The 12,819-nt window shown below is 63.2% G+C and carries 12 protein-coding genes; 10 read left to right on the forward strand and 2 right to left on the reverse strand.

Annotated elements, in window-relative coordinates; translation table 11 throughout:
* Positions 1-69 precede the first annotated feature (69 nt).
* The 10 genes from feoB to AC127K_RS09455 all read left to right on the forward strand — a co-directional run bounded on the left by feoB (position 70) and on the right by AC127K_RS09455 (position 10,795).
* Positions 70-2,424, forward strand: a complete 2,355-nt coding sequence (gene feoB, locus AC127K_RS09410) for a ferrous iron transport protein B (protein WP_483720373.1) — start codon at positions 70-72, stop codon at positions 2,422-2,424.
* A 319-nt stretch (positions 2,425-2,743) separates the two neighbouring features.
* Positions 2,744-4,105: an ABC transporter substrate-binding protein gene (locus AC127K_RS09415; RefSeq protein WP_483720374.1), complete on the forward strand. Its 1,362-nt coding sequence runs from the start codon at positions 2,744-2,746 to the stop codon at positions 4,103-4,105.
* 93 nt (positions 4,106-4,198) lie between these two features.
* Complete coding sequence (locus AC127K_RS09420; RefSeq protein WP_483720375.1) at positions 4,199-5,050, forward strand: carbohydrate ABC transporter permease; 852 nt, start codon at positions 4,199-4,201, stop codon at positions 5,048-5,050.
* Positions 5,050-5,898, forward strand: a complete 849-nt coding sequence (locus tag AC127K_RS09425; RefSeq protein ID WP_483720376.1) for a carbohydrate ABC transporter permease — start codon at positions 5,050-5,052, stop codon at positions 5,896-5,898. Before AC127K_RS09420 ends, AC127K_RS09425 begins: the two co-directional genes overlap by 1 nt.
* A 63-nt stretch (positions 5,899-5,961) precedes the next feature.
* Positions 5,962-6,975, forward strand: coding sequence for a LacI family DNA-binding transcriptional regulator (locus AC127K_RS09430; protein ID WP_483720377.1), 1,014 nt, complete (start codon positions 5,962-5,964; stop codon positions 6,973-6,975).
* A 28-nt stretch (positions 6,976-7,003) separates the two neighbouring features.
* Positions 7,004-8,482: a 4-alpha-glucanotransferase gene (malQ, locus tag AC127K_RS09435; RefSeq protein ID WP_483720379.1), complete on the forward strand. Its 1,479-nt coding sequence runs from the start codon at positions 7,004-7,006 to the stop codon at positions 8,480-8,482.
* Between the two features lie 128 nt (positions 8,483-8,610).
* Positions 8,611-8,934, forward strand: coding sequence for an ArsR/SmtB family transcription factor (locus tag AC127K_RS09440; protein ID WP_294541960.1), 324 nt, complete (start codon positions 8,611-8,613; stop codon positions 8,932-8,934).
* A 96-nt stretch (positions 8,935-9,030) separates the two neighbouring features.
* Complete coding sequence (locus tag AC127K_RS09445) at positions 9,031-10,035, forward strand: permease (RefSeq protein ID WP_483720380.1); 1,005 nt, start codon at positions 9,031-9,033, stop codon at positions 10,033-10,035.
* Positions 10,036-10,056: 21 nt separating this feature from the next.
* Positions 10,057-10,386 carry a thioredoxin family protein gene (locus AC127K_RS09450; protein ID WP_483720382.1) on the forward strand — a complete coding sequence of 110 codons (330 nt, stop codon included), beginning with the start codon at positions 10,057-10,059 and terminating at the stop codon, positions 10,384-10,386.
* A gap of 1 nt (position 10,387) precedes the next feature.
* Positions 10,388-10,795, forward strand: a complete 408-nt coding sequence (locus AC127K_RS09455; RefSeq protein ID WP_483720384.1) for an arsenate reductase ArsC — start codon at positions 10,388-10,390, stop codon at positions 10,793-10,795.
* A gap of 3 nt (positions 10,796-10,798) precedes the next feature.
* Here AC127K_RS09455 and AC127K_RS09460 read toward each other — a convergent pair whose 3' ends face one another.
* Both AC127K_RS09460 and AC127K_RS09465 read right to left on the reverse strand, forming a co-directional pair.
* Positions 10,799-11,539: a M23 family metallopeptidase gene (locus AC127K_RS09460; RefSeq protein WP_483720386.1), complete on the reverse strand. Its 741-nt coding sequence runs from the start codon at positions 11,537-11,539 to the stop codon at positions 10,799-10,801.
* A 115-nt stretch (positions 11,540-11,654) separates the two neighbouring features.
* Positions 11,655-12,713 carry a PTS sugar transporter subunit IIC gene (locus tag AC127K_RS09465; protein ID WP_483720388.1) on the reverse strand — a complete coding sequence of 353 codons (1,059 nt, stop codon included), beginning with the start codon at positions 12,711-12,713 and terminating at the stop codon, positions 11,655-11,657.
* Positions 12,714-12,819 lie beyond the last annotated feature (106 nt).

Genomic DNA, 12,819 nt, shown 5'->3' on the forward strand with positions numbered 1-12,819 from the left:
ACTGGATTATAAGAGAAATTCCGTATTCTGCGGATTTGTGGGAAAGAAGCCAGGAGGCAAAGAGAAACAATGACATTGAAGGAACTTGCGATCGGCAAAGCCGCCACCATCGTGACGGTGGGCGGGGAGGGTGCTTTGCGCCAGCATCTGCTGGATATGGGCCTGATCCCCGGGGCCCGGGTCAGTATGGTGAAGTTTGCGCCCATGGGGGACCCTGTGGAGGTGCGCATCAACAGCTATGAGCTGACCCTGCGGCTGGCCGACGCCGAAAAGATCGAGATCAAGGACGTGGCCGACGCCGAAAAAGCCGCCGCAGCGGTGCGCCGCCGGGGCGTGCCGCTGCCCCACCCCGGCCTGGGCGAGAGCGGCAAATACCACAGCAAGGCGGACGAGAACCCCCTGCCGGAAGGCACGGTGCTCACCTTTGCCCTGGCGGGCAACCAGAACTGCGGCAAGACTACCCTGTTCAACCAGCTCACCGGCTCCAACCAGCATGTGGGCAACTTCCCCGGCGTCACGGTGGACCGCAAGGACGGCCCCATCCGCGGCCGTGCCAACACCAGCGTCACCGACCTGCCGGGCATCTACTCCATGTCCCCCTATTCCAGCGAGGAGATCGTCACCCGGAACTTCCTGCTCAATGAGCATCCCCGGGGCATCATCAACATCGTGGACGCCACCAACATCGAGCGCAACCTCTACCTGACCATGCAGCTCATGGAACTGGACATCCCCATGGTGCTGGCCCTGAACATGATGGACGAGGTGCGGGAGAACGGCGGCTCCATCCGGGTCAACGAGATGGAATCCGCCCTGGGCATCCCGGTGGTGCCCATCTCCGCCGCCAAGAACGAGGGCATCGACGAGCTGGTCTCCCACGCGTTGCATGTGACCAAGTACCAGGAACGCCCCGGCCGCCAGGACTTCTGTGACGTGAACGACCACGGCGGCGCGGTGCACCGCTGCCTGCACAGCATCATGCACCTGATCGAGGACCACGCCCAGGCCGAGGGCATCCCCCTGCGGTTCGCCGCCACCAAGATCGCCGAGGGCGACCAGCTGATCCTGGACCAGCTGAAACTCACCGACAACGAAAAGCAGATGCTGGAATCCATCATCCGCCAGATGGAGGACGAGCGCGGCCTGGACCGGGCTGCCGCCATCGCGGATATGCGGTTCACCTTCATTGAAAAGGTCTGCACCGGCACGGTGGTCAAACCCCACGAGAGCAAGGAACACCTGCGCAGCGTGCAGATGGACAAGATCCTCACCGGCCGCTACACCGCCATTCCCTGCTTCATCGGCATCATGGCCCTGGTCTTCTTCCTCACCTTCAACGTGATCGGCGCGGCCCTCTCCGCCGTGCTGGACTGGGGCATCACCGCCCTGACCAACGCGGTGGACGCGGGCATGACCGCCCTGCACGTCAACGAGGTGCTCCACTCCCTGGTCATTGACGGCATCTTCAACGGGGTGGGCAGCGTGCTCAGCTTCCTGCCCATCATCGTCACCCTGTTCTTCTTCCTGTCTTTGCTGGAGGACAGCGGCTACATGGCCCGGGTGGCTTTTGTCATGGACAAGCTGCTGCGCAAGATCGGCCTTTCCGGCCGCAGCATCGTGCCCATGCTCATCGGCTTCGGCTGCACCGTGCCCGGTGTCATGGCCAGCCGCACCCTGCCTTCGGAGCGGGACCGCAAAATGACCATCCTGCTCACCCCTTACATGAGCTGTTCGGCCAAGCTGCCCATCTACAGCTTCTTTGCGGCCACCTTCTTCCCCGGCAAGGCGGGCATCGTCATGTTTGCCCTCTATTTCGGCGGCATCGCCGTGGGTATCCTGGCGGCGGTGCTGCTGCGGGGCACCCTCTTCCACGGCGAGGCCGTGCCCTTCGTCATGGAGCTGCCCAACTACCGCCTGCCCGGTGCCAAGAACGTGGGCCAGCTGCTGTGGGAAAAGGCCAAGGATTTCCTGCAGCGCGCCTTCACCGTGATCTTTGTGGCCACCATCATCATCTGGTTCCTGCAGACCTTTGACACCCATCTGGCCATCGTCTCCGACTCCCAGCAGAGCATCCTGGCAGTGATCGCCGGCTGGATCGCCCCCATCTTCGCGCCTCTGGGCTTCGGCGACTGGCGCATCTCCACCGCCCTCATCTCCGGCTTTATGGCCAAGGAGAGCGTGGTTTCCACCCTGTCGGTGCTCTTCGGCTCCACCGAACAGCTGCTGGCCACCATCACCCCCCTGGCAGCCGCCAGCCTGCTGGCCTTCTGCCTGCTGTACACCCCCTGCGTGGCGGCCATTGCGGCCATCAGGCGGGAACTGGGCACTAAGTGGGCAGCCGCCGTGCTGGTGGGCCAGTGCGCCATCGCATGGCTGGCCGCCGGTGCGGTCCGCCTGGTGGGTCTGCTCTTCGGGCTGGTGTGATAGACCCCGCATCCTGAACCCCAAAAGGACATCCGCTGCCGGCGGATGTCCTTTTTTGTTGCGGCAGCGTAAAAGTTACAGAAAAGAAACGATTCTAATCAGCATTTCCCGGATTCCCGCAATAACTGCACAAAAGGGGAGTTGGCTCCTTGGCAATTTATACAAAAATCATGAAAAAGTGGAAAATTCCCTTGCAAATCTGGACAATGCGCGCTATGATATGGACAGAAAGAGGTTGGAAACGTTACCAACCGACAAAGCGGAACGACAGGGGGCAACGGAACCCCTTCCCAACGAAATTTGCAAGGAGGACAACACCATGAAAGCCAAGAAACTTCTTTCTCTGGGCATCGCCTGCACCATGGCCGCCGGCCTGCTGGTCGGATGCGGCGCTTCGTCCGGCAGCAGCGGCTCCGCCGCCACCGGCGATACCGGCACCGCTGCCACCGGCGATACCGGCACCGCTGCCGCCACCGACGGTGCTTCCGGCAAGGTCTATTACCTGAACTTCAAGCCGGAGCAGGATCAGCAGTGGCAGGACCTGGCCGCCGTCTACACCGAGCAGACCGGCGTGCCGGTCACGGTGGTCACCGCCGCTTCCGGTGAGTACGAGACCACCCTGATGAGCGAGATGGCCAAGAGCGACGCGCCCACCCTGTTCCAGGTCAATGGCCCCATCGGTCTGGCCAACTGGAAGGACTACTGCTACGACCTGACCGGCACCCCCATCCTCGGGGAGCTGACCAGCGACACCTACGCCCTGAAGGACGGGGACGCCACCCTGGGCATCGGCTACGTCATTGAATCCTACGGCCTGATCACCAACAAGACCCTGCTGGAAAAGGCGGGCTACACCATCGACGACATCAAGAGCTTCGCCGACCTGAAGAAGGTGGCTGAGGACATCACCGCCCGCCAGGATGAGCTGGGCTTTGCGGCCTTCACCTCCGCCGGCATGGATTCTTCCTCCGACTGGCGGTACAAGACCCACCTGGCCAACCTGCCCATCTACTTTGAGTACAAGGACGAGGGAATCACCTCCACCGACGCCATCAAGGGTACCTACCTGGACAACTACAAGAACATCTTTGACCTGTACATCAACAACTCCACCTGCGCGCCCACCGAGCTGGCCGGCAAGACCGCCGACGACAGCCGCAACGAGTTCCTGGCCAACGAGGCCGTCTTCTACCAGAACGGTTCCTGGGAGTACGTCAACCTGACCCAGGATGGCACCTTCACCGATGACGATCTGGCCATGATCCCCATCTACATCGGCGTGGGCGACGAAGCCAACCAGGGCCTGTGCACCGGCACCGAGAACTACTGGTGCGTCAACAAGGAAGCCCCCGAAGAAGACATCCAGGCCACCCTGGACTTCATCTACTGGTGCGTCACCTCGGAGGAAGGCACCAAGGCCATGGCCGACGACATGGGCTTTGTCATCCCCTTCAAGGGCGCCCAGGAATCCACCAACGTCTTCGTGAAGGAAGACCAGGAAATGACCGCGGAGGGCAAGGTGCCCGTGTCCTGGAACTTCACCACCATGCCTTCCGAAAACTGGAAGAACAACCTGGGCTCTGCTCTGACCGCCTACGCGGCCGGCACCGGCACCTGGGATGATGTGGTCACCGCCTTTGTGGACGGCTGGGCCACCGAAGCCGCGCTGAACGCGGGCTGATACCACCGTCTGTGACGGAATACGCGTAACCTAGCGGGAAGGGCGGGCGAGCACAGCGCCCACCCTTCCCGTTTCTTTATGGGGAACATCATTATGGAAAAAGCCATCAAAAAATACTGGCCGGTCTTTGTGCTGCCCACCCTGCTGGCCTTCATCATCGGTTTTATATGGCCGTTTATCTGGGGCATCGGGCTGTCCTTCTGCCAGTTCACCACCGTCAAGAACGTGACCTTTGTGGGCATCCAGAACTACATCAAGATCTGGGCCGACACCACCTTCCTCCACGCCTTCTGGTTCAGCACCGCCTTCACCATCGTGGCCACCGTGCTCATCAACGTGCTGGGCTTTCTGCTGGCGCTGCTGCTCACCCGGCATATGCGGGGTACCAACATCTTCCGCACCGTTTACTTCATGCCCAACCTTATCGGCGGCGTGGTGCTGGGCTATATCTGGAACACCCTGCTCAACGGCCTGCTCACCCTGCTGGAAAAGCCGTTGCTCCAGCTCAACGCCACCTACGGCTTCTGGGGCCTGGTCATCCTCATGTGCTGGCAGCAGATCGGCTACATGATGATCATCTACATCGCCGGACTGCAGAACGTGCCTCCCGACCTCATCGAGGCTGCCCGCATCGACGGCGCCACCGCCCGCCAGGTGCTGCTCCGGGTCAAGATCCCCATGGTCATGCCCAGCATCACCATCTGCACCTTCCTGACCCTGACCAACTCCTTCAAACTCTTTGACCAGAACCTGTCCCTGACCGGCGGCGAACCGGCCAAGCTGACCCAGGGGCTGGCCTACAACATCTACGATACCTTCTATGCCCGCAGCGGCGCCCAGTGGAAGGGCATCGGCCAGGCAAAGGCCGTGGTCTTCTTCCTGGCGGTGGTGGTCATCGCCCTGGTCCAGCTGCGGCTGACCCGCTCCAAGGAGGTGCAGCAGTAATGGAAAATTCCCAGAAGACCCGCCGCATCAACGGGGGCATCTCGGTCATCCTGGCCCTGATCTGCGTGGCTTATGTCTATCCCATCGTGCTGATCCTGCTCAACTCCCTCAAGACCGAGCGGGCCATCACCACCACCCGCATCTTTGAGCTGCCCACCGCCGAAACCTTCACCGGGTTGGCCAACTACATCTACGGCATCACCTCCATGAACTTCCTGGAATCCTTCTGGTACAGCCTGTTCATCTCGGTGTCGTCGGTGCTGCTGATCCTGCTGTGCTGCTCCATGTGCGCCTGGTACATCACCCGGGTCCACGGCAAGCTGTCCAGCGGCATGTACTACCTGTGCGTGTTCAGCATGGTGGTGCCTTTCCAGATGGTCATGTTCACCCTGGCCAAAACCGCCGATACCCTCAAGCTCAACAACCCCTACAACATCTGCATCATCTACCTGGGCTTCGGCGCCGGACTGGCGGTGTTCATGTTCACCGGCTTCATGAAATCCATGCCGGTGGAGATCGAGGAAGCCGCCATGATCGACGGCTGCAACCCGCTGCAGATCTTCTTCCGGGTGGTCTGCCCAATCCTGAAACCCACCATGATCTCCACCGCCATTCTGGAGACCATGTGGGTGTGGAACGACTACCTGCTGCCCACCCTGGTGCTGGACATCAAGAAGTACCGTACCATCCCCATGGCCATCCAGTATTTCCGCGGCAGCTACGGCAAGGTGGAGATGGGTCCCATGATGGCCTGCATCATGCTCACCGTCCTGCCGGTGGTTATCCTGTACCTGGTCTGTCAGCGCTACATCATCGAGGGCGTGGTTGCGGGTGCCGTAAAAGGATGATATACTTTTTAGCAGACTGAACACAATCCGGCGCTCCTGCGCCGGGAAAGGACGCTGTATGCCATGACCATCAAGGACATTGCCCGTGAATCCGGTTACGCGGTGGGGACCGTCTCCCGCGTGATCAACAACAACCCCAATGTCAGCCCTGCGGCCCGCGCCCGCATTCTGGAGGTCATCCGCAAATACAAGTTCCGTCCCAACTCCAACGCCAAACATCTGAAACAACAGGCCAGCCAGGGCATTGCCATGATCGTCAAGGGCACCCACAACATGCTCTTTGCCCCTATCCTGGAAAAGATGCAGACCGAGTGCACCGCCGCCGGCTACAGCGGCATGGTCTACTATATCGACGAGAACGACAACGAGGTGGACCGCGCCCGACAGATCTGCCGGGAACACAAGCCCTACGGGGTCATCTTTCTGGGGTCGGACAGCAACAACATCACCCCGGAACTCAGCGACCTGGGCGTGCCCTGCCTGCTCATGACCAACAGGGCCGCCAACGCCGAAATCGAAAACCTGTCCAGCGTCAGCGTGGACGACAGCGCCGCGGCGGCCCGGATGATCGACTATCTCTATGCCAAAGGCCACCGCCGCATCGGGCTTATCGGCGGCGACATCCGCCGCTCCCATCCCAGCTCCGCCCGTCTGGCGGGCTGCCTGGGGGCCTTCTCCCGCCTGGAACTGCCCTTTGACGCCGCCGCCTGCTACGCGGACGCCCGCTACACCATGCCCGACGGCTACAAGGCCATGGAACGGCTGCTGGACTCCTGCCCGGACCTGACCGCCGTCTTTGCCTTCAGTGATATCATGGCCATCGGGGCCATCCGGGCCCTGCGGGACCATGGACTGCAGGTGCCGGGGGATGTGTCGGTGTGCGGCTTCGACGGCATCGAGCTGGCCGATTACCTGAATCCCCGGCTGGCCACCATCCGCCAGCCCGCCGACCGTCTGGCCTCCCGGGGGGTGAGCATCCTCATCCGCTGCATCGAGGACGACGGCGACGCCGTTCATGAACTGGTCCCCTATGAGCTGGTGGAAGGGGAGAGTGTGCTGTGCCTGAACGGCCAATGACCATTTTTACCGAAAGGAGGAACTCTCCATGCGCGCAAGCGGTGTGCTGATGCACCTGTCCAGCCTGCCGTCTCCCTACGGCATCGGCACCATGGGCAGGGCAGCACGGGAGTTTGTGGATTTTCTTGCGGCGGCGGGACAGAGATACTGGCAGATCCTGCCCATCTGTCCCACCAGCTACGGGGACAGCCCCTACCAGTCCTTCTCCACCTTTGCGGGCAACCCCTATCTCATCGACCTGGACCTGCTGGCGGCAGACGGCCTGCTGCAGCGGGAGGAATACGCGGACATCGACTGGGAAAGCACCCCTGACCGGGTGAACTACGGCGCCCTCTACCGCAAACGGTGGGAGGTGCTGCGCAAAGCCTGCGGCCGTCTGCTGCAGGCGCCCCCCGCGGCCTATGCTGATTTCTGTGCCGAAAACGCCTTCTGGCTGCCGGACTACGCCCTGTTCATGGCCCTGAAGGATGAACACGGCGGCTGTGCCTGGACCCAGTGGGAGCCGGCCCTGCGCCGCCGGGACCCGGCGGCCCTGGACGCCGCCCGCACCCGCTGTGCCGGGGCCATCGGCTTCTGGCAGGCGGTGCAGTACCTGTTTTTTGCCCAGTGGAGGGCGCTGAAACATTATGCCAACCAGAAAGGCGTCTTCATCATTGGGGACCTGCCCATCTATGTGGCCGCCGACAGCGTGGATGTCTGGTCCGCGCCGGAAGCCTTCCAGCTGGGGCCGGACCTGCTGCCCACCGAGGTGGCGGGCTGCCCGCCGGACGGATTTTCCGCCACCGGCCAGCTGTGGGGCAACCCTCTGTACAACTGGGACGCCATGGCCCGGAATGACTATGCCTGGTGGGTGCGGCGCATCCGGGTGCTGTGCAGTACCTACGATGTGCTGCGCATCGACCACTTCCGGGGCTTTGCGGGGTATTACGCCATCCCCTACGGCAGCACCGACGCCTGCAACGGCCGCTGGCGCACCGGACCGGGCATCGCCCTCTTCCGGGCGGTGGAAAACGCCCTGGGCAAGCGGGACATCATTGCGGAGGACCTGGGCTTTCTCACCGACGATGTGCGGGAACTGCTGCGGGAGAGCGGCTATCCCGGCATGAAGGTGCTGGAATTTGCCTTCGACAGCCGGGACGGCGGGGACTACCTGCCCCACACCTACACCCGGCACTGCGTGGTCTACACCGGCACCCACGACAATGAACCGGTGAATGGCTGGTTCGATACCGCCCCCGCCGCCGATACCCGCAAGGCGGTGGACTACCTCAAGCTCACCCGGGAGGAAGGCTACCACTGGGGCATGATGCGGGCCGCCTGGGCCAGCGTGGCCGACCTGGCCATCGTCCAGGCCCAGGACTTGCTGGGACTGGGGCATGAGGCCCGGATGAACGTGCCCTCCACCCTGGGCACCAACTGGTGCTGGCGGGCGCTGTCCGGTGCCTTTGACGACGCTCTGGCCCGCAAGGTCCGCCACCACATGGAACTGTATGGCCGCCTGAACTGAACATCTTCCCCCGACCGGCCCCGCCCAAAAGCGGCGGCCGATTTTTTTCGGGAAAGGGCTTGACAGGGCAGGGGGGAGGGTGTATTATTTCACATAAAGAAATTTTGATGTGAGAGGAGGGCGCTTCCGTGGTACAGGACTTTCAGGCCGAGGCCAAGGTGTTCAAGGCCTTGTGTGACCCCAAGCGGCTGGCCATTCTGCAGCAGCTGCGCAGCGGGGAAAAGTGCGCCTGCGTATTGCAGGAGCCGTTGGACCTGACCCAGCCGGGACTTTCCTACCATATGAAGATCCTGTGTGAGTCCGGCCTGGTGGAAAGCACCCAGGTGGGCAAGTGGACCCACTACCGCCTGAGCGAGACCGGGCGGCAGCGGGCGCTGGACCTGCTGGCGGAACTGACCCGCCCCAACACCGAAGAAGAATCCTGTTCCGGCGGCTGCGCCTGCGGCCGCTGAACCCATGCGCCGTGTTGTGCGGCGCCCTTTTTTGGCAATACACATCAAAATATTTTTATGTATGGCTCTGCCGTACAAGACAAGGAGTGACCTGAAATGGCAATCTGGCAATGGATTCAGAACGAGCTGCTGGGCATGCAGTGGCTCAACCGGCTCATCGGCCGGGGACTGGCGGCCCTGGGGGTGGACGGTACCACCCGGCTGGGGGGCAGCCTGCAATTCTTCTTCTATGATGTGATCAAGATCACCATTCTGCTCTGTGTGCTGATCTTTGCCATCTCCTACATCCAGAGCTACTTCCCGCCGGAGCGGGGACGCCGGATCCTGGGGCGGCTCCACGGGCTGGGGGCCAACACCGCCGCCGCCCTGCTGGGCACCGTCACCCCCTTCTGCTCCTGCTCCTCCATCCCGCTGTTCATCGGCTTTACCGGGGCGGGGCTGCCTTTGGGGGTGACTTTCTCCTTCCTGATCTCCTCCCCCATGGTGGACCTGGGCAGCCTGGTGCTGCTCATGAGCATCTTCGGCGCCAAAGTGGCCGTGGTGTATGTGGTGTTGGGGCTGGTCATCGCGGTGATCGGCGGCTCCCTCATTGAAAAGCTCCACCTGGAAGACCAGGTGGAGGACTTTGTCCGCCATGCCGCCCGCCCGCCGGAACTGGACCTGCCCCGGCTGCGGGTGCGGGACCGGCTGGGATACGCCCGCAACCAGGCGGTGGGCACCCTGCGCAAGGTCTTCCCCTACATCCTCATCGGCGTGGGGGTGGGGGCCCTCATCCATAACTGGATCCCCGAAAGCTGGGTCACTGCCGTGCTGGGCAGCCGCAACCCCCTGGGCGTGGTGCTGGCCGTGCTGGTGGGCGTGCCCATGTACGCTGACATCTTCGGTACCATCCCGGTGGCCGAAGCCCTGCTGGGCAAGGGCGCCCAGCTGGGTACCGTACTCTCCTTTATGATGGCAGTCACCACCCTGTCCCTGCCTTCCCTCATCATGCTGCGCAAGGCGGTACGCCCTAAGCTGCTGGCCGTGTTTGTGAGCGTCTGTGTGGTGGGCATCGTCCTGGTGGGTTACCTGTTTAATACAATTCAAGTATTTTTAGTATAATATTACAAGGAGGAATATTTTATGGCATTTCTGTTTGGCAAGAAAAAATCCGAACCCGCTTCCTGCGGCTGCGCTTCCGGCTGCAGCACCCCGGCGGACAACACCGGCGCCGCCATTCTGATCCTGGGCGGCGGGTGCGCCAACTGTCAGGCCCTGGAGCGAGCGGTACGCGCTGCCATGGCGGAGCTGAACATCCAGGAAGAGGTGGGCCATGTGACCGACTTTGCCCAGATCGCCGCCTACGGCGTGCTGACCACCCCCGCCCTGGTGGTGGACGGCCAGGTCCTCAGCGCCGGCCAGGTGCTCAGTGTGGAGCAGGCCAAGGCCCTGCTGGCGAAAGCGAGGGGCTGAGATGGCGCACAAGCCTGTGGTGGCCTTTGTCTGCGTGCACAATTCCTGCCGCAGCCAGATGGCCGAAGCCCTGGGGCGGCATCTGGCCGCCGACGTGTTCACCAGCTGTTCTGCCGGCACCGAGACGGTGCCCCGCATCAACCCGGACGCCGTCCGCCTCATGCGGGACCTCTACGGCATTGATATGGAAAAGACCCAGTACAGCAAGACCCTGGACAAGCTGCCGCCGGTGGATGTGCTCATCACCATGGGCTGCAACGTCCAGTGTCCGGCCCTGCCCTGCAAACGGCGGGAGGACTGGGGCCTGGAAGACCCCACCGGCAAGAGCGACGCCGAATTCCGCCAGGTCATCGCCGCCATCGAGCAGAAGGTCCTGGCCCTGCGGGACAGCCTGCGGGGCGGGGCGTGAGGTTCAGCCCGCTGCTTCGCTTCTGAACAGCCCCTGGTCCACCAGGCCCAGGTAATCCGCCAGCAGGTAGGCCATCTGGGCATCCCCGGCGGAGATGCCGTCCAGCACCACCACCCGGGTGCCGTTGTCGTAACTTTCCACCGAGTACATCCTCAGCAGATTCAGCCACTCCGCAAACTTGCGGAAGATCTCCGCATCCCCGGCCGATACCGGCCCGATGACCACGGTCTTCTTCTCCACAGCGGGGGCGGCGGGGCGCTGCACCGGGCCCTCTCCGGGTCCGTAGGTGTACACGGCGGCGGACGCGGTGTTGAAATCCCCGTCCAGCCATACCAGCGGGTTGCGGCGCACTCCGTCCCAGATCACCTCAAAGTGCAGATGGGGACCGCTCACGTTGCCGGTCTGCCCGCTGTACCCGATGAGCTGGCCTTCCGCCACATTGGTGCCCGCGGCCACCGCCAGCCTGGACAGATGAGCGTACCGGGTCTGCAGGGTCTTGCCCTGGGCGTTGGCGTGGCGGATGCGCAGGGCGGTGCCGTAACTCTGGTTGCCGGTGGTGGTGCGCCCGTCCCACACCTGGGTCCAGTCCACCGTGCCGGGTTCCGCCGCGTACACGGGGGTGCCCACCGCCGCCCGCATATCAATGGCGCCGTGGTAGCTGCCGTTGTTGTAGTAGTAACCGGCTGTCAGGGTATGCTGTGCCAAAGGCCAGCTGAGCAGCACGGTGCCGTTGGAAAGTCTCATGGGACCATCGCCTCCTTGCCCCAGCATACGCAGGGCAGGGGAGCGGTGTGCATAAACCGACAAAAAAACAGCCCCGGCAGGCCGCAAGGCCGCCGGGGCTGTCCTTGTATGGTTGTCAGGAAAGGGTCAGGTCGCCGTCCTTGATCCAGCCGGCCCTGCGCAGGGGCATGGCCGCCAGCGGGGTGAGCACGGCGGGCAGGACGATGCAGATGAGCAGCAGCCCCGCCCAGTCAAAGGCGGACACCGCCGGACGTAGGCCGGCGGCCGCATCGGCCACCCAGCCGGTGTACACCCCGATGGGCCCCACCAGCCCGCAGGTGCCCATGCCGCTGGACACGGCGGGGCCGTTCTGCTCCAGCCGGAACAGGCAGGTGGCCAGGGGTCCGGTGATGGCCGAAACCACCGTGGGCGGGATCCACACCCGGGGATTGCGCAGGATGTTGGGCATCTGGAGCATGCTGGTGCCCAGGCCCTGGCTGACCAGGCCGCCCACGCCGTTTTCCCGGTAGCTCATCACCGCAAAGCCCACCATCTGGGCGCAGCAGCCCGCCACGGCGGCGCCGCCGGCCAGTCCGGTCAGGCTCAGGGCGGCACAGATGGCCGCCGAGGAGATGGGCAGGGTCAGGGCCACGCCCACCAGCACCGACACAATGATGCCCATGAGCAGGGGCTGGAGCTCGGTGGCCCACATGATGACGCTGCCCACCGCCGAGGCCGCCGCCCCGATGGCCGGGGCAAACAGCACCGAGAGCCCCACCCCCGCCAGGATGGTCACCGCCGGGGTCACCAGGATGTCGATGCGGGTCTCCTTGCTCACCAGCTTGCCCAGTTCCGCCGCCACGATGGCGATGAGGTAGACGGCCAGGGGGCCGCCCGCCCCGCCCAGGGTGTTGGCCGCTCCGCCCACCGCAATCAGGCTGAACAGCACCAGCTGGGGCGCCTTCAGGGCGTAGCCGATGGAAGCTGCCATGGCCGGCCCCGCCACCGCCGTGGCATAGGTGCCCGCGTCCACCAGAAAGGCCAGACCGGTCTGTTCGCCCAGCGTCTTGATGATGGTGCCGATGAGCAGGCTGGCAAACAGGCCCTGGGCCATGGCGCCCATGGCGTCGATGCCGTACCGGTGGGCCGAGAAGATCACGTCCTTGCGCTTGCAGAATTCCTTGATACTTGCCACAAAAATTCCTCCTGTTTTTGAGCGATTTCACCAAAACCCCAACAGGTTGAAAGCATTGTAGCACGCTCCCCGGCCCATTGCAACCACCTTGCGAAAAAACAGCGGT

Source organism: Subdoligranulum sp. DSM 23681 (assembly GCF_057005535.1).